Annotated in this window: 14 protein-coding genes; 3 read left to right on the top strand and 11 right to left on the bottom strand. The window is 55.0% G+C overall.

The genetic code is table 11. The annotated features are described in order from the left end of the window. Nucleotides 1-924: 924 nt before the first annotated feature. Genes M017_RS0110810 through M017_RS0110795 form a run of 4 tightly spaced genes read right to left on the bottom strand, consistent with a single transcriptional unit; the run spans nucleotide 925 to nucleotide 6,403 of the window. Nucleotides 925-1,311: a hypothetical protein gene (locus M017_RS0110810; protein WP_031497856.1), complete on the bottom strand. Its 387-nt coding sequence runs from the start codon at nucleotides 1,309-1,311 to the stop codon at nucleotides 925-927. After that, a complete protein-coding gene (locus tag M017_RS0110805) occupies nucleotides 1,308-2,330 on the bottom strand; it encodes an RHS repeat-associated core domain-containing protein (RefSeq protein ID WP_031497855.1) in 1,023 nt (340 codons plus the stop codon). Before M017_RS0110805 ends, M017_RS0110810 begins: the two co-directional genes overlap by 4 nt. 27 nt (nucleotides 2,331-2,357) lie before the next feature. Beyond that, nucleotides 2,358-3,413 (bottom strand): site-specific tyrosine recombinase XerC, encoded by a 1,056-nt coding sequence (xerC, locus tag M017_RS0110800; protein WP_080507643.1) that lies wholly within the window; start codon nucleotides 3,411-3,413, stop codon nucleotides 2,358-2,360. Beyond that, complete coding sequence (locus M017_RS0110795; RefSeq protein ID WP_080507642.1) at nucleotides 3,413-6,403, bottom strand: CHC2 zinc finger domain-containing protein; 2,991 nt, start codon at nucleotides 6,401-6,403, stop codon at nucleotides 3,413-3,415. Before M017_RS0110795 ends, xerC begins: the two co-directional genes overlap by 1 nt. 142 nt (nucleotides 6,404-6,545) lie before the next feature. Between M017_RS0110795 and M017_RS0110790 the strand changes: the two genes are divergently transcribed. Beyond that, nucleotides 6,546-6,917 carry a helix-turn-helix domain-containing protein gene (locus M017_RS0110790; protein WP_031496192.1) on the top strand — a complete coding sequence of 124 codons (372 nt, stop codon included), beginning with the start codon at nucleotides 6,546-6,548 and terminating at the stop codon, nucleotides 6,915-6,917. Nucleotides 6,918-6,992: 75 nt separating this feature from the next. Here the strand turns inward: M017_RS0110790 and M017_RS26540 are convergent, their stop codons facing one another. Beyond that, nucleotides 6,993-7,217, bottom strand: a complete 225-nt coding sequence (locus tag M017_RS26540) for a hypothetical protein (RefSeq protein WP_035957767.1) — start codon at nucleotides 7,215-7,217, stop codon at nucleotides 6,993-6,995. Between the two features lie 115 nt (nucleotides 7,218-7,332). Here M017_RS26540 and M017_RS0110780 point away from each other — a divergent pair, with 115 nt between their 5' ends. Beyond that, nucleotides 7,333-8,064, top strand: a complete 732-nt coding sequence (locus M017_RS0110780; protein ID WP_031496180.1) for a recombinase family protein — start codon at nucleotides 7,333-7,335, stop codon at nucleotides 8,062-8,064. Here M017_RS0110780 and M017_RS28655 read toward each other — a convergent pair. Then, nucleotides 8,034-8,264, bottom strand: coding sequence for a hypothetical protein (locus tag M017_RS28655; RefSeq protein ID WP_031496182.1), 231 nt, complete (start codon nucleotides 8,262-8,264; stop codon nucleotides 8,034-8,036). The genes M017_RS0110780 and M017_RS28655 overlap by 31 nt on opposite strands. 687 nt (nucleotides 8,265-8,951) lie before the next feature. On the opposite strand from M017_RS28655, the gene M017_RS0110770 reads away from it, so the two are divergent. Further along, the gene (locus M017_RS0110770; RefSeq protein WP_031496183.1) at nucleotides 8,952-9,257 is read left to right on the top strand and encodes a hypothetical protein; all 306 of its coding nucleotides are present in this window, start codon (nucleotides 8,952-8,954) and stop codon (nucleotides 9,255-9,257) included. Nucleotides 9,258-9,263: 6 nt separating this feature from the next. Here the strand turns inward: M017_RS0110770 and M017_RS0110765 are convergent, their stop codons facing one another. The 5 genes from M017_RS0110765 to M017_RS28650 form a co-directional block, all read right to left on the bottom strand. Continuing rightward, a complete protein-coding gene (locus tag M017_RS0110765) occupies nucleotides 9,264-9,614 on the bottom strand; it encodes a hypothetical protein (protein ID WP_031496184.1) in 351 nt (116 codons plus the stop codon). Then, the gene (locus tag M017_RS0110760) at nucleotides 9,611-15,358 is read right to left on the bottom strand and encodes an RHS repeat domain-containing protein (RefSeq protein WP_031497852.1); all 5,748 of its coding nucleotides are present in this window, start codon (nucleotides 15,356-15,358) and stop codon (nucleotides 9,611-9,613) included. Before M017_RS0110760 ends, M017_RS0110765 begins: the two co-directional genes overlap by 4 nt. A gap of 10 nt (nucleotides 15,359-15,368) precedes the next feature. Beyond that, nucleotides 15,369-15,746 (bottom strand): hypothetical protein, encoded by a 378-nt coding sequence (locus tag M017_RS0110755; protein WP_031497851.1) that lies wholly within the window; start codon nucleotides 15,744-15,746, stop codon nucleotides 15,369-15,371. 165 nt (nucleotides 15,747-15,911) lie between these two features. Further along, complete coding sequence (locus M017_RS29280) at nucleotides 15,912-16,595, bottom strand: carboxypeptidase-like regulatory domain-containing protein (protein WP_155121352.1); 684 nt, start codon at nucleotides 16,593-16,595, stop codon at nucleotides 15,912-15,914. Between the two features lie 8 nt (nucleotides 16,596-16,603). Continuing rightward, complete coding sequence (locus M017_RS28650) at nucleotides 16,604-20,368, bottom strand: NBR1-Ig-like domain-containing protein (RefSeq protein WP_080507640.1); 3,765 nt, start codon at nucleotides 20,366-20,368, stop codon at nucleotides 16,604-16,606. Nucleotides 20,369-20,683: the final 315 nt, after the last annotated feature.

The following is a 20,683-nucleotide window of genomic DNA, read 5'->3' as shown; positions in this document are numbered from 1 at the left end:
AAGTGATCACTTACCAAACAAAACTTTTTGAGGACAATGATATCGCTTTGACTCGTTCTGCTTCTGGCTTTCCTGGTGCCTCTGAGTTTCTCTACGCATTAGTCGGGGAGCCGTCTCCGCCCTTGACTTCGGGGAGTCGATTGTCTTTTGGTGCGAATCATGGCTCAATTGCTCAGAAGAAGATATTCTTGGAGATATACAAAGAGATCAAAAATATACTGTCGAATAAGAATTAGTCATGCGGAAGAGCGTTATCCTCGTTATCGGTGTATGCCTCCTTTTAAGCTGCAGGGAGAGTCAAGTTGTTCTCAAGAGTTCCAACGCCCCGGCCAGCATTCCAGGAAGTTCTAGAAAATTCCAAGAGCTTCTAAGCGGCCGCCTTCCCATGGCTTTCCGACAGCCAACAGCTCTGGTAGTGGAACATAAAGAGACTCCTACATGCCGTCGGCGTTTTCCGGGGCTATCGCTCGGCCTTGCAAGCACTTGCCAATGTGGGTCTCGCGCCGCCTCCATGTGGATGTTATCCACATCCCCACAGCCTCAGTTCCATCCCGCCGGTAGTGGAACATAAAGGAGCCTACGGAGCCCCATGGGTATTTTCGAGGTTATCCCGCACGGACTCAACCACTTGGGCATACGGGTCCCAAGCCTCTGGCATACGGAGACTATCCGTATGCCAGAAGCGCCACGCTCGGGCTGACGTCTCTCCGGATTTTTCAGCCGCTGAAAGCGGCTTCCGGGAACTTTTGGTTATGCTCGGTTACCGGACGGTAACCTGTTGTCCGCGTGTGGCTTGCGCGATTCCCACGGCTTCCCGCTTCGCCGCAAGGTTATACGCGCCGGTAACCTGTTGCTTCTGCAAGAGGCCTCTTCACGCCGATTCCCGCGAACCTGTTGATTCGAAGTGGTTACTCCGTATAAACCCTACTCCGATGACTGCCGACTGTCCGTATCGCCTGATCCACCATCAACTGAATCTCCGCCCAACATCTCCGCAGGCACAAGGTACCGATAGTATTTTGGCTGCTCAATCATGTGGTACAGAACTCTTCGGAAGACTTCGCCAATGTCCAGAAGTGCGCCAGAGACCTGGTTAGAAGGGAGTCCACCTCCAGCCAGCCGCGGTAGATCTGATGCAAGGAATTCACGCATCAGCTTCTCCAATTCGGCAAGAGAATCTGCCAACGCCCAGGCCTCTTTATGCTCGCCAGCATCAAACCGCGTCACGTCCGGGGACTCTGCGAGAAGCGCAGCCAGCTGCTTGACGCGTTCAACCGAGGTCAGGATTTCGTTTCCCTTGAATACGCTCATGGATTCTTGGACAACCAATCAGTCGCAGCCTTGATAAGGCCCTTGACATTTCTGATTGTCCCCTCTACCTGACTGGTGTAACCACCTTCGGCGCGATAGCGAACAAGCTTTTCCTCATGTTCTGCAAGTGCCTTGAGTTGCCCGCGCAGAAACTTCTCAACAGCTTTCCTTCCCCCTTGCGCAGCAGTCCGGCTTACCGCGCCAAGGTGCCCCGGCGTTGGTGCAATCTCTGGGATAATTCGCCCCAACGATTGTAGTTCGGCATACCCGAGTCGCCCCGCAAGTTGCATTCCACCGTAGCCAACCGCGGCAGAAGCAATGTAGAACGCCGCAATGTTCTTTGGCTCGGTCACCGGACTGGCGATCTGTCCGGCGCGCTGTAGAGCCATCAGGCCAGGATCTGACCCAAGACCATAGGAAGCAGAGGTCCGGTTGGCCCCGTCTGTCGTTCCAGTAAGGATCAAGGATCCGTGTGCAAACCGAGCCTGCGTGACCGTACCATCTACCCAATAGCCGCCAGTCTTCCCGCAGTCCTGCGAAGTGTTCTGGTTGTTGATGCTGTCGACGCCATTTCCGCCGCTGTTCACGTACACGCAGTCGTTGCCGGTCGGATCAGTAAAGATCAGCGGATTGTTGCGAACGTAGCTGTATAGATTCCAACTCTGCGGGTCTCCAGGCTGCTGATCGAGCAACGGAACATCGGGACTGGTGAACCGCCCCATGGCCGAACTCATATAGCGTGCTCCGAAGAAGTCCAGGCCCGTCTCTGCATCCCGTTCCTTGCCGGAACAACAAGGTCTGGCGCTTGAATCGTACAAGCATCCCGGCAACCCAGGTGCGATCAGTACGTTAGCGGCGGAATCAGCCCGGTGCGAGACCAGCGCAAAGTTGGCGACCCCCAGATGCGGTTTTTCGGCTACGAGCGATGATCTTGGGATGTTCGCAAAGACGGGAAGACAGACGGCGGCTAAAACAAAAAGCTGCGCCGTTGCTTTAGCCGCCTGGATCACTGCGGCCATTTTACCGTGTGGGTGGGGTGGATGTGTTTACACTTCCGGGTCTTCGTCGTTCTCATCATCGAGCGCAGCGAACACGTCGGCGGCATCCGGGCTGGCGCTCTTCGTCGTCGGTCGATCCTTCGTGAGCTTCGCCGGGTGCGTGGCCCGGTGGATTTCCTGAAGCTGGCGGATAGCGACGTGCGTATAAATTTGCGTCGTCTTCAGATCGGCGTGGCCGAGCATCGCCTGGATGAAGCGTGTGTCTGCGCCGCCTTCGAGCATCAACGTCGCCATCGTGTGCCGGAACATATGGCACGATCCCTGCTTGTTGATCTGTGCCGCCTTCACGTACATGCTCACGAGTTCGGTGAGGTAGTCGAGCGCAAACGGTTCGCCACTATTCGACAAGAAGACGAAGTGCTCGTCAGGTTCGCTCACCAGTTGCGTGCGGGACTCGTCCAGGTATTTGCGTACCCAAGCCGCCGCCCGATCACCGAACGGGATCATGCGATCCTTCTTGCCCTTGCCTTGGCGGATGGTCATCGTCGAGCGTTCGAGGTCAAGGTCCCACAGTTTCAGTTGCGCCAGTTCCAGACGCCGTATCCCGGTCGAGTAAAACGTCTCCAGGATTGCCCGATCACGCAAGCCCAGAGGATCATGGATGTCGGTCTGCAACATGATCTGCTCGACTTCCGCCGCCGACAGCACGGCCTTCGGCAAGCGTTGCGCCAGCCTGGGCAGTTCCAGTTCCGATGCCGGGTTATGCAGGATGTGATGATTCCTCGCCATCCACCGGAACCAGACACGCAGCGGCACCAGTCGATCATGCTGTGCGTTGAAGCCGAGCGGTTGGCCGTTCTTCTTGCGGTAATGGAACACGTAGCGCTGATAGGCTTCGAGCACCGTGCGAGTCACTTCCACTGGCTCGGTGATGCCACGGTCGGCCACCCATTCGAGGAAGAAGCCGATATGCACACGCCGCCCTTTGATCGTGTACTCAGAGTAGTTCTTCAAGCGCAGGTCTTCGAGATGTTTTTCCATCAGCACGGCCAGCAGCGTGGTTGGCTGCTCGGCAGGTTTGCGAGGCTTGCGGACACGAGCCATCAGCGGACTCCCGCATGGTTACGGCGATGTGCGGCTACGACCGGATTTTCACCGATTCCCACAGAAGTGCTGTTTTCGTGATTTTGAGCAAAAACGCCATTTGCGCCAGTATCCATAAGGGTTTCAGCGCCCCGCCACCCCGCCGTCACCCCACCGTTTTGGCCCCGTTTTGACCCCGCTAACTGGCCTTCCGGGTCCGTCAGGTTGGAATCGTACACATCGATCAGGCCGGGAATGTGCGGCTTCGATGTGTTGTCGCCACGCTCGAAGACAAGCTCATAAACGAAGCTCTGGCCCCGGCCACCACGATGCGCCAGCAGGTATTCCATCTCCTGCAAGCGGTCCATGTGGATGCGAACCTGCGTGGCGCTCCAGCCTGTATGATGGCGCACGTCACGGCGGCTAAAACGAAAATCATTCCGCTCGATCTTGAGTTGTTGGCATTGCGCCGTCACCATCTCATCGATCAGCAGCAGCATCCGGCGTGTCTCTGGGCGCAGTTCATCGAGCGAACGGCCCATCGCCTCCGACACCAGACGATTGGCGATGGCGATGTCACCCGGCGTGACTTCGATGTATTCCAGCGTCTTCCCACGCCACGTAGTGCTGCGGATCGGGCGCTGATGCTGGTGCAGAAGCGCCACCGCACGAATGAGCGTCAGGTACTTCATGTGATCCCGGCGTGTGCGTGTGAGGCTGTCGGGGAAGGTGAGTTTTTCGGCGTAAGGATTCACGACGGCGATGGGCTTCAGCAGCCGTTGGGCGTTCTGGTGCAGCCGGATCAGTTCCCGCCGCTCCTGCCGCTTCATCAAGCCTTCGAGCGTCTGGGCTTCTCTTTGCAAACGATGGATCGCTTGCGTCTGCTCCCGATCCGCATTCACCGAAAGCACCAGACAACGGTTCAACAGTTCCTCGTCGATGTCGATGGCTGTGGTCGTGAGGAACATCATCACCGGACCTTCGACCCGATATTGCTGCGTGACGAGTTTGCCTGTCGCCGGGTCTTTTCCTGTCGATGCAATGGTGAGCACGCCTTCACTTTGCAGCAGCTTCAGTGCATACGATGCTCTCGATGCGCCTTCCTCTTCCACGATGGCGAGAACCTTGTGTTTCAGGTCCGTCTCGCCCATGTAGAAGAGCGACTGCCCGGTCATGGCCGAGTATTGGATGCGTTCTTCTTCTGGCACGAACGCCAGCACCATGTCCATCAGCGAAGATTTGCCAGCAGCGGAAGAAGACTGCACCACCACGGCCAGCGGCGATTCCAGATGCCGGGAGATGACGGCCAGATAGCCGATGAGCTTGTTCGATTCCTCACCCACCAGGCCGCATTTGCCGAAGTCGTCGAGGATGCGGTCGAGCAGCTTCGGGTCTTTCAGCAAGACCAGCGCCTCATTGCGGTCTTCCTCGCTCATCTGGACGTCCTGCGGAGCGGCTTCGAGGGTTTTGCGTATCTGCTCGTCCCGTAGTTCTTCGAGTTTCAGGAACACCCGGCCCAGGTCTTTGCGAAGGATGTCTTCTTTCAAGCCAAGCTCTTCGGCGGCACGCTTGAGGAACGCAGCACGCTGGCGGTCGGCGTAGAGATCGAGCGTATCGACGTGGAACTCATCCTGCCTGGACACGAGTACGTTGACCTTCATCAGATCGTGCGAGAGATTCTTGCCCAGGCCACGGATGCGGAAGCGGCGGTCGCCATGCCGCATCACGATTTCATCGTTGGCCGCAGAGACCGAGACCACTTCGATATCGAGTTCCGCCGCCATCGGGATCACTGGCGCTGGCGCTTCGTTGACGATAGGTACGGCCACTGGCTGAGGCGCTTGCGGCGTGGGTTCCGGCGCACTCGCTTTTTCCTTAGCCGCTGGCCGCTTCTTCACCGCTCCCCACCACTCGGCCTTGTTCAACAACACCGCAAGACTCTGCTCGGCTGGCACGACCTTCCGGGCGTATTCATTGGCGTCCATGCCTTTCGGGAACAGCACCCGGTGCGACGTGATGCCGAGCTTGTCGAGTTCTTCTTTTAGCCGCTCTGCCGCCGCATCTCCAGCTTCATCCCGGTCGTAGGCGATCCACACGCTGCGAGTGCCGTGCTTCTGGAATGCGGCCCGGTGATCGTCAGTGAAGCCGTTGACGCCATACGAGCAGGTCACGTTGCGGAACCCGGCGCACCAGAATGTCAAGGCGTCGATGATCGATTCGCACAGGATGATTTCCTTCGAGACCACCAGCGCCTCTTCGTTGAACACGCCTCGATGCGGCCCCGGCAGATACAGGTGCAGCGGCGTTCCCTCACGCAGCCCTAGCGTGATCTTGCGCCCATACATGCCGAGCACTTCACCAGCCAGCGAGAAGAACGGGAACACCACCGATCCGTTCATGTGCTCGTGGCCGCTCTCGGCACGCAGGATGCCCAAGCGCTGCAAGCGTCCACGCAGATCGGCCCCGGCCTTGCGGTTCTTATCCGGCAGCGTCAGGCCGAGCTTGCGGTTGGCGAAGCCCAGTTTGAAGTGGCCGACCATCTCAGCATTCGTCAGGCCCCGGCTCTCCAGATACCGCAGCGCTTCCGGCGATTCCTTCAGTGTCTTGTGATAAAACTCGACCACGCTCAACAACGTCTGCGGATCGTCGGCGTCCGCACCAACCGGAGATTCGAGCTTCGCCGTCGTACCCTTCTTCACCACATGAGCTTCGCCAGCGGCTAAAGAAGGATGATCGGCTTTGAGTAATTCAACAGCGTGCCGGAAGCTCACGCCTTGCGTTCGCATGACCCAATCAATCGCAGAGCCACCGATGTTGCACTTACCCAGGCAGTGCCACAGATTCGTTTTCGGCGACACCACCAGCGATGGCGTCTTGTCGTCATGGAACGGACACCGCCCGATCAGTTCCGCCCCATGCCGCTTCAGTTCCACGCCGAAGCTCGTGACCAAGCGTTCCACGCTGATCTCGCTCTTTAGCCGCTGGATTTCGTCGTCCGGGATACGTGCCATCGAAAACGGCCTCCTTCCAAAAACCTGTCAAGTGGGGGAAGCAAAATAGATACGCTCACAAGAATAGCGTATGATACCGTAAGATACAAGAAGCCACGTTTTTCGCCTTTACACTGGCTCTGGTATGCCTCGTGCTTCGAGATTGAAACTTGATCCCATCGACCTGGGTGGCGAGACCATCGGCCAGCGCCTCGCCCGTCTCCGCAAGGAGCGGGGATTCACCCAGGTGGAGTTGGCCGAGAAGACTGGACTGGTGCAAACGCTCGTCACTGACTACGAGTGCGACCGCTTGCGCCTTTCAGCGGAGATGGCGATCCGCTTCGCTCAGGGCTTGGGCGTGACGATGGACGAGTTGCTGCAACCGGAAGGACCCAAGACTACCCGCAAGCCTTCCCGCAAGGTCCTACGCCGTCTGGAGTTGATTGAGAGCCTTCCTGATCGGCAACAGGAAACACTCTTACGCACGATTGATACTTTTCTGGAAGCTGCGGCCCTGAAGTCGGCCAGGAGGTAAGCGCCGGATTTTCCCGACCGAGCAGAAGGCCGGGTCGATCTAAGACGCTTCGGGATGGGTACCCTTTTTCGGGATTTACTGTGGTTTCTTGAGCCAGTCCCGCAACAGCGACTCGACCAGGGCGCTGAACTCGCCGCCTTGCTCGAACAACCGGGCCTTCACTTTGTTCCGCACGTCCTGATGAATGTACACGCTCATCTGCTTGTACGCCGGGTCGCTGTGCTTGGCTCGTGGTCTGCCGACTGTCTTCTTCGCCGGGACAGCGGCTTTCTTTACAGCCTTGACTGGTGCTTTCGCCATCGTTCCAAGGTTATCAGGAAACCGCCATTCTGCGTACCCGGAATGTAGTCACGACCATGCCTACACGAGTTCTATTGACTTAGCTTCCGTTTAGTCGCTATTCTGGGTACGCAGAATGGCGAAACGATTCCAAGGCAACCGGGCGCTCTGCTACGTGAGGGTTTCCACCGTCGAGCAATCGAAGTTCGGCTTCTCGCTCGACGCCCAGGAAGATCGCCTTCGTGCCTACTGCCAGATGGCCGGATTGGAAGTGATGGAGTTGGTGCGTGAGGAAGGCGTCTCGGCCAGCATCCCTTTGGCGAAGCGTCCTGCCGGGGCGAAGCTACTTGAGTGGATGAACAACGGTGTCGGCCATGTCGTCTGCCTGAAGCTCGACCGATTGTTCAGAGACGCCGAAGACGCCCTGCGCCAAACGAAAGCCTGGGACAAGGCGGGAGTCTCGCTGCACTTGGTGGACATGGGCGGTCAGTCGTTGAGTACGGGTTCAGCGATGGGCCGGATGTTTCTCACGCTGATGGCCGGATGCGCCGAACTGGAACGCAACCTCGTGGCCGAGCGCACCGCCTCCGTGCTGGCCCACAAGAAGCAGCAGGGCAAGGTCTACAACCACACGCCCTTCGGCTTCGAGCGTGCCGGGGATCGCCTCGTGGTCGCCGCCGCTGAGATGGCGATGGTACGCCTGATGCACGAGCGCCGGGAAGACGGCTGGAGTCTCGCCATGATCGCCGACGCCTTCAACGCCGATCACATCCCCGGCAAGAACGGCGGCAAGTGGTATGGCCGCACCGTGAAGAACATTCTGGAAAATTCGCTGTTTCAGATGGTCGCCGGGAACGAAGCGTCGTGACCCTGCTGCTGGTGGAAGGTCCGCCAGTTTGCAATGGCCTCTTCCGCTTCCTCACCGTGCAGGTAAAGCGGGAGTTGGTCTTCGTCGGTGAAGACGATGGTCATGGCCGCACGCCTGTCGTCGGTCTTTGGCTGGCAGTGAAGGCGGCAAACCGCTTCCGGGTTGATGTAGTCGTTCTCGGTCAGTCGGATCGGGATCATGTTTGTTTCCTCTTCTGCATTTAGCCGCAGGAAACTTTCGGCCCTGGCGGATCGCCGTTTCGCATCCGCCGCTCTCTCCCGATCCGTACACCCCCAACCCGGCTTTCGCCGCTTTCCGCCACCTGCCGCCGATCCCGTCTATCCCCGCCCCAAAATATTTTCACTTTCCCGGCCACAAAATATTGTGTCTATCCCTGATATGCACAATCTGTTGTGGTCGGAGACGCATCTTCAGCACCGCCCAAAGAATCGCTGCTTCTACATATCAACGTGGACTTCGGTTCATGTCCTCCACGGTCGGGAGTAATTGACGGCAGCGTGGAATCAGGACGGCTCTACTGTGGGACGTAGACGAAGAGCCTGGGCGCAGCTAAATCGGGATGCCCAAGTCTGCCGCTGGCTGAGTTCACCAGCGTTAAGTTGCCGAGACCTCTGACGACTCAGACGATCAGAGGAGAGCGATGGGCCAGTACGCATGACCTTTCGAGTCTCTATGCCGAGTTCCTTGAGGACTCGTGCCAGCATAGAGACTCTAAACCAACCGCATGATGATGACAATGAGACTGCCGAAGGCGTCGTGAACGAAGTGAACGACTACTTCAAGAACGACGTTGCTGAAGCAACGTCCATGCTTCGCATGGTTCCTCTTTTGCGTACCTGCAATGGTAAATACCAACAGGAACCATCATGGACTCTTTGCTCACCAACCTCGCCGACGAACTCCTCGTCCAAGACATCACCGAACCAAGCGCCGTTCTTGGCTCTCTTTCAGACGACGATCTCCAAGCCGCCTGCGATCACATCCTCGAACAGTTCGCCCTGGAACTGCTGATCGGCGCTCACGAAAATTCGGACTGGTTAGATGGCAAGCTCGTCATCGACGCCAACCACGGCCCCATCCATCTCCTGCAAGCCGCCTTCTACGCCGTCAAGCTCGAAGTGCGGCGACGAGGTTTTCTCGGCGGCTGCTTACGCAATAGCGTTTCCTGCTGACCACGCTCACTTACTCTTTATCAGCGGCGACGCCGCTTCCGCAGAAGCCACAAGATCGGCGAGACATCCCCCGCAGTCAGAGATTTCCGTAAGAGCCTTCCAAAACTCGGTCTCGTTCAAATCATCGTTTCCGCTGATACGCTTGAACATCCGTTTTGTGAGCCGATGCATCACTTCATTCAGCGCACGAAGTCTGTTCGGCTCTGATACCCCAGAAGTTCCAGGCTCGTATGTGTCACGCCCTCGAATCGTCAACTCAAACGCCACTTTCGCAAGGAATGCATTCTTTGCTTCCGGCGCTGCGTCTTCAAGCTCACCTACGAATGCCAACCCGTTAGGTTTGTCGTCCAGAGTCACTTCAGGACCTCTCTGGGCAGTGAGTTCACGTCCACTCCACGTTCCATCAGAACCTTGATGCGATGATTTCCGTCCATGACTCGCCCATCAGGCTTCACTTTGAGACCTTCTTCCAAGCCTGGCTTCAAAGTGTCAATGATCTCCTGGGTTGACTTCTTGCGAAGACCATCTAGGATCGTCTTGCTTAACGTTGCCTCGGAGTGGATAAGTCTCAAAGGGGCTTGTGCGCCACCACTTGGACCAATCATCATCGTTCCCACAAGGACTGTTGCAGCGGCAGCTTGGCCGACGAACTCTTTAGTAGTAGGCGTGTTCTCCAACAGCTTTGGACGCTCTTTAAACATCCAGGCGAAGTAGTTGTTGGCGGTGCTGTCTAGCGCAAAGAGCGCATTCAGGACGAATGCCCCAACAGCATTGCCCTTCTTTCCGGTAACTGTCACCGAATTCGTGTTGTTGTTACTGTCGCCAATGGTCCCGCCCGAACAGGGACCAGGAAACAGCCCACTCCCCTCATCCGTGTAGCCACCCGCAGCTTGACTGCATCTGCCAGTGGGGTCGACAAACCGCAGTGGGTTGTTCCGAGCGTAGCTGTACAAATTCCAGCTTTGTGGATTCTTCTCCCACTGGTCCGCAAAAGGAACGTCAGGACTTGTGAAACGTCCTTGGGCGGCACTCATGTAGCGTGCCGAGAAAAAGTCCAGCCCCGTCTCTGCATCCCGTTCCTTGCCGGTAAACATCGCCTTCGGCCGAGCCCCTTCATAGGCCCCACCAGCCACGCCACTCCGGCTCCCCAAGCTCCCCGGCAACACCTCACCAAACGGTGCATAGTCCCACCAGCCTAGTCGCGTACCATTCGCATCCACTCGCAACCGGGTACTGCCCAGATGATCCTGGAACAGATAGTTCCGGCCAGAAGCCTCACTCGTGCCCCCAACCTCATGAATCAACTGCCCCATCGCGTCATACACATACACCGTCGTCTCGAGCCCAGCCGTCTTCTTCACCCGCCGACCTTCTCCATCATACTCATAGGTGCCCTGCACCGACCCCGGGCTGCCTATCAGTTCCACCTTCGTAATCCGGTTCTCCACGTCGTAACGATTCCGCCACGCCCCATAAGGCGATTGGTTTCCAGCTGCATCCGTCTTCGGATCTGTGGGATTACTACCGGTGTCCTCAGCGTAAGCAATTCGATTCGCCGTCGTAAACCATTGCGGGCCAGTCGGAACGCCCGTCTCAATACTCACGCCGTTTGTCCCTCCTGGAACCAACCAACGATTCCCCCACTGGTCATACCCAAACTCCTGACTCCAGTTCGTTCCTTCTGTCACCGTCTTCAGCCGGTTCCACTTGTCGTAGTTATAAGCCTGGTTTGCCGTAAAGCTCCCGAGCTGAATCCCCTGGCTCTTCACATTGCCATTATTACCCGCTGCATCTCCATAACTTAGCGTCAACTTCATCAACGTCGATGAGTTAGCTCCTGCCGTCTTGTACATCGCCAGCATCTCGGACTGACCGCGAGAGTTATAGCTCCACCGCTGCTGCATCGTTCCGTTCTCTAAACGCAAACGCTGCATACCGCCCAAGGCGCTGTAGCCGTACACCGTCGCCGAAGTCTCCGGATCCAATCCGGTCTCCACTGCGGCATAGACGTCCGTGCTCGACGGGCCGCCATTCTTCACCGCTTTCACCCGGCCTGCTACGTCATAACAACTACTCACCAACCGGTCGCTCGGATACTTCTCTGTCTCCAACCCGCCCAGATCGTTATAGATGTACTCCATCGGATAGACGACACCGTTCGTCTTCTGGCTGCTCTTCAACACGCGCCCCAGACCGTCATAATGTAAGTAGCGCTGCTCCGTGCCTCCAGCCACCAGCACTCCCGTCAAACGGCCCTTCGCATAACTTGCCGAATTCACCGGGTCATGAGCATCGTAGAGGAAAGACACGTTGGCTGTTGCAGCCGCTGTACCCGTCACATAGGATCGACTCGAGACACGATTCCACAAGTCATATCCGATTGTGGTCAATGCGCCACGCTGGTCCGACCGGTAACTCAGATTACCATTGTTGTCATAGTCGTAACTGATGAGACCTGTCTCCGGATTGTTCGCACTCAACAGCCAACCCAAAGAATTATATCCAAATGACCGGGATTGAACTCCTTGCGTCACGCTTGTCAAGCTGTCCAGCAGGTTGTATTCATAGGCCGTCAGCGTACTCGGAGACGATGAATCTGCGAGATTCGTATAACCGCTGATCAGCGTATTGTCATTTACCGTCGGGTTTTCTTCTACCTCCTTCAGACGACCGAGGCCATCCTCCTTCATCCGCTTCCACTTCCCGGCGGGATCGCGGGACCATGTCTCGTTCGCGCGATACCCATATCGCTGACTTGCACTTCCCGGAGAGGTCACAGCAACACCACGGCCAAGCCAGTCATACTGCGAGATCGTATACTGCGCACTTCCCGCCTCGCTCGACCGGAATGGGAGCGACTGCCGCCAAGCCCTGCCAGCTCCGTCATACTCCGTTGTGACATCAATGCTTCCGCTCTCTTCAGACGACTTCGCTCGAATGAGCCGCCCAAAGCCGTCAAACACCTGCGTGGAGACGACATCCTGAGTGAGCCCGCAAGAATTCTGACGCTTCGATGTCGTCACGGTACGAACATCGGGATAGCTAAAACTTACCGAATCCGTCGACTTCACATAACTTGTCGGCCGATCGAGAGGATCGTCATAGACATAAGTCGCCTGAATATCATTCAGATCGGTCGCGCTCACCAACCGCCCAAGATAGCGATCATAGGTACCTTTCGTTTCAAACGGCCCCGCTGGCCCACCTGCCTTCGGCACGGGCAGCTTAACCTTCGTCGCAAATGCAAAGGTACTCCCAGTTGCAGGTGCAGTAATAGAGCTGAACGCGTCATCGTATTCGATCAGCGTCTTGCTGCCTCTGGCATCAGTACTTTCAACAACATTCCCCAAGACATCAAAGCGATACGTCATATCCAGCCACGCACTTTTGTCGCTCCGCCAACTGCGGCTTCGTGTCACATTGCCGCGCCTGGTCCGACTGCCGTGATAGCCAACTTCGCGTCCCACGGCATTTCGAGCAATCAGAGACTGTCCACCGTCATACTCGTCATAGACTCGCTCACTCTGAGCAATCGGATTATTACCGGAGTCAAAAAGAAATTCCTTAGTGGGCAAGCTGCGCAGATGATAACTTAGATCGGCATCATAGCGGCCGCCATCGCTCTGGTACTGGATCATCTTCCGTCGTACGCGCTTTCCGCCTAGTCCCGTTCCACAGTTCTGCGCGTCAGCGATCGGCGCAGTTTCCCAGTCCGATTCGCAGCTGTCAATCAGATTGTTATAGGTGTCAAATTCCTGCTCTTGTGTCTTGTAAAGGACCGTGCCCTTCTCTGACATCGTCGTGGTTGCCCGGGTGACTCGCGGACGATCCTCAACCGCCTCGTAGGCCGCTGCAATAGATCCACTGGGGTCATACTGCTTCCACACCTGATCCACCCGCTGAAAATCCTGGCTTGCATCGTTCTCTACTCCCAGGTTCGCGAGTTGGGTCTTTCGGATCTCTTGCCGATACTCTTTACCCTCTCGCCAGAACGGCCATTCGAGCGCACCGTACCAGGATTTCGTTGTCCCGTGAAAGAGGTGTCGTTCCACTCGCAGTCTCGCCTCTGTCGCGTCTTGCAACTCGACACCGACTGCAGTATCAAGAGTGGCAGCCGCGCCGCAGATGCCAACACAGTCAAAGGACTGCCGGGAATAGATCAGCTTGGATTCCAGCAACCCATTAGTCGAAAAACTCCGCCGCTGCATGACGCCGCGGTAAATCGGCCCCTCAGGCCCTTGTCCACCAGAGCAAATCCCTCCGAAGCTTGCCGCCCCAATCGGCCCCCAGTCATACTCAACCTTTCCACCGGTGGGCAGCGTCATACTCGCAACTTCCCCACAACTGTTGTACTTCCACGAGTAGACTCGACTATCGGGTAGCTCCAGCTTCGTGATTCGAGTCTCATTGATCTCCTCTGCGGCATTCCGATAATAGTTGGAAAACGCAGCTCCAATTGTTAACTTACTGAATTCGCTATGCAGCGCAGTCTCTAAGTAACCAGAATGGATTTTAATTTTTCGTTCCGCTCCGTTGTAACCTTTGAAACGAATGCTGCGTTCGAAAGTGCCCGGACTGGTTTCGATAGCCTCATCCATATGGAACACTCGCCCGAGGCTGTCCGTGATGCTTTCCAGGCTTTTGACGTATCCAGGCTCGCCTGGCGTGTACTCCGCAATGGGCGTACCAAAAGTTGTCAGATGTTGCTCCTGTTGCCAACTAGCAGAATCTCGTCCATAGCTTCCATTGGTGAGAAAATTGAACTCGTAGTTCAAAAGAGGACTGTCCACCAGCGCTTCGCCAGGCTGGACATTCGAAGCAGTGCCTGTGGAATACATGCGCAGGTAGGCCATTCGCCCGCGGTAGAGCGCATCACCGGTTCGTGCCGCGTCGGAGCCAATGCTCATCAACCCTGAAACGAGGATGCCAGAGCCCGTCCCCATTGGGCATACACCGGTTGCAAAAGGAGAAGAGCTGTCATTCCTCAAGAAATCCCAAACCTGCAGTTTGTATTGCCCGTTGGTCTGCCTCTGCGCGCGGATCACAACATCGCTATGACCGGCAATACCCACTTGACAGCCGCCAGTCGCACCAGGCTCCGTCAAACGCAGCTCCACATTTCCATTACGAATCGCAACTTGGGGCCCGTTCCCTCCGGCGCTACTGTAGAGGACAGCGGAACTACCCGAAGCTGGCAGTTGAAATCCGTGGATTCTGGTCTCAGCTCTCCAGTCCCGCATTTGTGTCAGGCTGCCCGCTGGTAATGTCGCCGGCAAATTGACCTCAAAGCTCTGCGCGCTTCCAGTGCCAGTATTGAGCACGATGGACTTAGGCCCACCAGAGCTTCTGTATTCGAAGCTCACCTTGTTTCCATTACGGTCCACGATGGAAAGCACAATCCCATTGTCGATGTTGTAGCGCACGCCATTTTTGAACATCACATAGCCTGTCGGCGCGCCTCCGGAGCTATAACCATCTCCCATCGCGTAAGGAGATTCGAACACCTCCGTCGTAAGGACAAGCGTTGCCGCACTGCCGTCCCGGGTAACAAATATGCTGCCGCGATTGTAGGGAGTCTCATTACTAGAACAGACATTCCACGCACGCGGATTCGGCAAGTCTCGCGGGTGGAACTCCATGGCGCCGCCGCCTGGCTGGCTCAACACATAGGTGGTGTACGTATTGGACAGTTGCGGTGATTGTCCGGCACACGCTCCAGCCTTACTAATTCCCTTGCGCTGCAGATATCCGGGTCCAGTACCCGCCGAAAGATTTCCGGCGGGCTCGAGCAATGAAGAATCTGGAAGCGGCTGTGTCGATTCCCAGGCGATGGAGTTCACATCGAGCATCATCGTGTACCCAGCTTCTCCCCGGCCTCCGATGGAGAGGAGCGGCAAGCTTACATTCAAACGCCCATTGAACAGATTGACACTATCGAAATCGCTTAGTGCATAGGAACCATTTGTAGCTCCTTCGCGCAACCCGGGAGTAAGGAGCCCTTCTGAAGGAGACAGGGTTTGGGCCGTACCAATGGCCACGAACATGACGGCCATCCCGGCCACTGTCATACCGATCTTGAATTTTCGAAACTGACTTTTCATGCGAGACCCCTTACGGCTGAACATTCACAATGCATTTCCACTCGGGGAAGCGCAAATCCTGAAGTTCGTAGACTCCAGGGCTGAGAACACTACGGTTCTTGAGTGACATGGCTGTCTTAATTGTTGTCGCTCGGTCCATCGAAAGCTTCGACTCGCTCCGCCCGGTTTCCACAAGCTCAAAATTGGCCATCCCTACCAGCCGAGACCGGACAACAAACTCCACGATTCCCGGTTTGACAGTTACTTGCCGCGGCTCGAAACCTTGCTCGGTAAGCACAACTCGCACCACCGCCCCTTTTTGTGCAGCCACCGAATCCAGCTGCTGCGCGATCAAGGTCACACTCATCCCAACCAGGATCATCGCGATCAGTAATTTTTTTTGCGTCACTTCGTCACCGACCGCACTTTCAGGTGCTTCAGCCGTACCACGCTCTCTTGCCCTTTCTCCGCTATCTGCCGCACCTTCAGAGGCAGAACAACTCTCTCCAGGAAGCTTGATTGATTTATTAGTGAACTATTTCTTATCTTGGTCATTCAATGATTTGCGCCTCAACTACTGCTGCAGAGACTTCACACCGAGCACTTTTAGATTTACCGGAATCTCTTTCTGTTCCCTTGTGAAGTAAAGGGATTTTGCAACAGCATTTCCTCGATCTTCAGCCTTTCCTTCCAGATCTGCGATGCGATAGAAGCTGGAAACGATATGCAGCTCCAGTTGCTTCTCGAAGGGTACAATTGCTTTGTACTCGAGACCATTCTTGCCCAGCACTGCAATCGCTGGCTTAAAGTAGTGGCCAGCAGTGACAAGCATCGACACTTCAGCGCCATAAGTTCGACCTCGATTTTGTAGTACACTTGAACTTGGATCTTCGAGGACCGCGACCATCGTGTAACCCGGTTCTAAGCTGAGAACTCCTCCGTCGGAGGTGGCCCTGTCTCTAACTATGACTGGCGTTGGCTCCTGCCAGTCACATGAACCAACCAAACTGGAATTCTCGAGTTGCCCGCAGAGCCGATAGCTGCCTGCTGGAGCATTTTCTATCAAAAATTTTCCAGCCGCGTTTGTTTTTGTCACCGCATAGTAGGGCTTCGTAATTGCGGGTGCGGCGGCAGGGATCACAGATAGACTGACTAATGCACCTTCTACCGGAATTTTCCCTGTCATCACCGAACCGGACACATGCCCCTGCGCGTTCAAAAGTGCGACTGATGCCATCAGGAAGAGAGTTGTTTTCATAGATCATCCTAGTTCAAATACCACCAACCGAGATACATATAGTCTGTCATCGATTGGTTATTGCTGTTCATTGCTTTACCGTATACGCTCACCCAGCCGCGCATAAACCAGTTATCGAAATTGACACTTAGATTCAACTGCGAAGAATTTCCATTGTTTATGACTGAGCTACTTGCGAGATTGAGACTACAGTACGAGTTCTGGAGGACTTGATTGGCGCCGAGAGTTCCAGAGAAGTAGACACTGGAGCCATTTGTTCTTAGATTAATGGCTCCGCTTTGGGGCGAGACTTCTACGAGACAGCCGCCCTCATTCAGCATCGTGGAGTTCACATAAAAGTACATCTTCGATAGGGGAAAACCAGAACCATTTGCGGTCATTGAAAAGGTGACCACTCGTCCTGTCTGATTGATCGGAGTTACACCTTGCACGCTGACACCGCCGCCACCAGGAATCTGAATTGTGATAGCGGCGTCGGCCTGCTTCGTCCCATCTGCCACAGATTTGGCACTGACCGATGAAAATTGTGTTGAAGAAACGGTAGGAGCGGTATAGACAGTTGAAGCTCCAGAGTATGTCGACAGCAGCCCCCACGAAGTAGACCAATCAATCTGTGTATTGGTCGTGCCGGTGACGGAAGCATTGAAGGTTGCGGTCGCACCAGAGCTCATCAAGAGAGAAACGGGGGTAATGGATACACCCACAACTGCAGGTACGTTCCAATAGTTTTTTAATACCCAGTCGGTCCCCGCATACGCGGTATTCATTGCATAACTATATACTTTTGTACCTGCCCCAAATTGATTTGACAATCCTACACGTAGAGTCAACGACACATTATTTCCAGAGATAGAGTCTGAACTTTGAGACAGATCCACATAGCAGAGCTGTCCTTGTACAGTCAGGCTTCTGAACTCTCCCAGATAACCTGAATCTCCATAAGTATAGGTGACGTTTGACCCATTAGAGGCTACAGAGACTACCTGGATTTTGTGGTCAGGTGTGTAGTTCAACTGGCAGGCCGGAGAGCCGTTCAATGTTGCTGCGAACTGATACCAAAATCCGTATATCGGATATGAACCACCACCGAAGGTCGTTGTGATTGTATGTGCGGCCCCAGCTAGATTCGCAGGCAGGACATCACCAACAAATGGCGTTGTTGAATTCACGGTGATGTTTCCAGCCGTCGTCTGGCCGAATCCAGATCCGCCCTCGCGCATCATTCTCCATGCAAAGTTGAAAAGGCCTGGAGTAGACGGCGCGTTGAGTTGAAAAACTTTCGTGACCGTCTCCTGAGGATCCACATAACCGGCTGTGTTACTGCCACTATTAATCACGACCTTTGATGTACTACCCCATAACGTTTGGCTCGGCGCCTGGCTTGCCAGCTTGAAAGGAGTATTGGAATCCACCAGATCGGTCCACCATGGAGCAGTGCCGGTATTCTTAATTTGTACCGTTGCGGTAAACGCTGCGTTTGCGGTGAGAGTGGAGGATGGTGAAATTGTTATGCCAATGATCTGAGAATCATAGGTTCCGGTTGTAGTAGTCACAACTTGACTCAAAGTGGAGCCAAAGCCAGTACCGTTGCGACGCAGTTGCACGCTGAAGGCATTATTTGTACCGCTGGTCAGTGATGCTCGTGCCGTCACGGAAAAAGTGGCTGATTGATTTGGGGCGACAGTAGTGGCACTCGTGGTCACCGCTACACTGCCCCATAGATTATTGGTCATCGCCAGACTGTAGCCCCCCCCACTCTGGAAGTTCCAAGTGGTTGAACCTGTGTTCACAAAAGTAACGGTGGCTCCCACATTTGCGCCAACGATCGCGGATTGGCCTGGGATGGTAGCCCATGAGGCTGAAGAAGATTCGGCGAGTCCTGGCACAACATTAAAGGCAACCGCGTCTGAAGCGGATGCGTTCTGAGCACTGGACGCGGTCAAGGTTGTCGCCGTACTTGCAGCCACATTTGCTGCCGCGAATGCGACCGATTGTCCCGAAACGCTGGGATTGGGGCTGATGCTGCCTGCCGACGGTACGCTTGAGGCCCAGTTGATGCTATTGGAATCGGAATTTGTAAGCGTCGCGACATAGTTTCGTGTGCCACCTGCAGCCAGGGCGGAAGTGTCTTTCGGGGACAAGGATACGGTTACACTCGATCCTGCACTCAGTGATAGCGTCGCGGTATTGGCTGAACTAGACGTGTAGCAGCTTTCCGCTTTGATTGTTATGATTCCTGTATTGACTACAGTGGAGGGTGCTCTGTAAGTGGTTGTTGCCGAGCATGTATTTCCTGTGGAGACACTGCCAAGACTGGAGTTGCCACTTGGACCACTGACAACGCTCCACCTGGCGAGTGTAGATTGCCCAGATGGGACGCCGTCTACAGTAGCAGTAAAATCACGGGTGGCGAAGGGCGCCAGAGTGCCACTTCCTGAGCTGGATATCGAAACTCCCACGCTTTCAGTGACATCCCACAGATTTTTCTGTATCCAGTCGCCCAGGAAGCCGTTGGCCATTAAATAGGCGTAGACCTTGTACATCCCTTGAAATGGAGGAAGAAGGCTCACTTTGAGCGTCAAGCTAATATTGTTTCCAGAAATTATGTCTGAGCTTTCTGACAAACTCACAGAGCATAACTGATTGGGTACAGTGAGAATCCGGTTCTCTCCCAAATATCCGATATCTCCATATATGTAGCTTATATTGGAACCAACAGAAGATACAGATACAACCTGAACCTTGTGGTCCCGAGTATAGCTAATCTGACATGCGGGCGCGCTGTCTACAGCAGTGGCGAACTGATACCAGAATCCTGTTACAGGTAAGGAACCACCTCCGAACGTCACAGTGAGTGTTTGCGTCCTGCCCGTCAGGCTGGCTGGCTGCACAGCGCCCAGGAACGAAGTCGCCGAAGAAATCGAGATATTTGCAGCTGTTGCCTGTCCAAATGGAGAGCCCCCTTCACGCATCATCTTCCAAACGAAAGGGAAGACCCCAGGCGTAGAGGGCGCCGTTAGCGAAAAGGTTCTCGTAACGGTCTCCTGTGGATCCACATAACCAACGGTGTTGACGCCGCTGCTAATCACCACTTTGGAGGTAGCGCCCCAAAATGTTGCGCTGTCCGCTTGGCTCACCAGCTTAAATGGCGTAGCCGCATCGACTGCATCGGTCCACCATGAGGCGGTTCCAGTATTCTTCACCTGTATGGTGGCAGTGAATGCAGCACCTGCACTAAGGGTAGAAGAAGGGGAGAAATTGACGGAAATAACCTGAGAGTCATAGGTGCCTGCAGTTGTTGTGATTCCTTGGCTTAAACTGGCTCCAAATACGGTTCCGTTGTGTTGCAACTGGACACCAAAGGCACCATTGCTGCCGATGGTCAGCGGAGCACGAGCGGTGATCGAGAATGTAGCGGACTGGTTTGGCGCCACGGTTGTTGCGGCTGTCGTAATCATGACGCTTCCCCATAGGTTGTTCAGCATCACCAGGTTGTAGCCAGCTCCATTCTGGAAGTTCCAAGTGGTTGTTCCAGTATTTTGGAAGGTTACGCTGGCACTGATCCTTGACCCAATGATCGCCGAAGACCCCGGGTTGGTGCCCCATGCGGCGGAAGAAGATTCAACAGTAGGCGGCGTTCCCACGTTCTCAATCGCAACGACTCGCCCGTTCAGGCGGATGTATTCTTTGGTTGGTTGTTGCGCAGAAGTGATCCAAACAGAAAGGACAAACAGCAATAAGCAATTGCGAAGCCGACAGAGAAAATCAAACATGCAGAGAATTTACTTTGTACCACCAATAGGGATACTTTTGTAAGCTCGGTTAGCGTTTTATCTAAATATTTTATTCCAGATAACATTGTTTCGATTTCAGAACACTCCTCACTGCAGGGAGAGTGCGCCAATGTCTTATATTTGCTGATTGATCTTACTTCGCAGCACGATTCGGAGGAGCGATCTTATTGCATTTGAGACGCTGAAGGAAAAATCTGTTCTGAAAATGGAACAGCCGCATAGGCCAGTGCAGTCCACTCTTCCGATTGCCTGAGTCGCGAAGCTAAAAAAGGCGGTGGCCAGACGCTACGCTCC

The organism is Bryobacter aggregatus MPL3, assembly GCF_000702445.1.
GTDB lineage: Bacteria > Acidobacteriota > Terriglobia > Bryobacterales > Bryobacteraceae > Bryobacter > Bryobacter aggregatus.
Note: the sequence above shows the minus strand (reverse complement) of the source record. Positions and strands in the feature narration are given on the sequence as shown.

Excerpts from the sequence above, each read along its gene's own strand:
- M017_RS28650 (WP_080507640.1), bottom strand. The coding sequence starts at position 20,368 with ATGTTTGATTTTCTCTGTCGGCTTCGCAATTGCTTATTGCTGTTTGTC.
- M017_RS0110805 (WP_031497855.1), bottom strand. The coding sequence starts at position 2,330 with ATGGCCGCAGTGATCCAGGCGGCTAAAGCAACGGCGCAGCTTTTTGTT.
- M017_RS26540 (WP_035957767.1), bottom strand. The coding sequence starts at position 7,217 with ATGGCGAAAGCACCAGTCAAGGCTGTAAAGAAAGCCGCTGTCCCGGCG.
- M017_RS0110770 (WP_031496183.1), top strand. The coding sequence starts at position 8,952 with ATGGACTCTTTGCTCACCAACCTCGCCGACGAACTCCTCGTCCAAGAC.
- M017_RS28655 (WP_031496182.1), bottom strand. The coding sequence starts at position 8,264 with ATGATCCCGATCCGACTGACCGAGAACGACTACATCAACCCGGAAGCG.
- M017_RS29280 (WP_155121352.1), bottom strand. The coding sequence starts at position 16,595 with ATGAAAACAACTCTCTTCCTGATGGCATCAGTCGCACTTTTGAACGCG.
- M017_RS0110780 (WP_031496180.1), top strand. The coding sequence starts at position 7,333 with ATGGCGAAACGATTCCAAGGCAACCGGGCGCTCTGCTACGTGAGGGTT.
- M017_RS0110760 (WP_031497852.1), bottom strand. The coding sequence starts at position 15,358 with ATGAAAAGTCAGTTTCGAAAATTCAAGATCGGTATGACAGTGGCCGGG.
- xerC (WP_080507643.1), bottom strand. The coding sequence starts at position 3,413 with ATGGCTCGTGTCCGCAAGCCTCGCAAACCTGCCGAGCAGCCAACCACG.
- M017_RS0110810 (WP_031497856.1), bottom strand. The coding sequence starts at position 1,311 with ATGAGCGTATTCAAGGGAAACGAAATCCTGACCTCGGTTGAACGCGTC.
- M017_RS0110795 (WP_080507642.1), bottom strand. The coding sequence starts at position 6,403 with ATGGCACGTATCCCGGACGACGAAATCCAGCGGCTAAAGAGCGAGATC.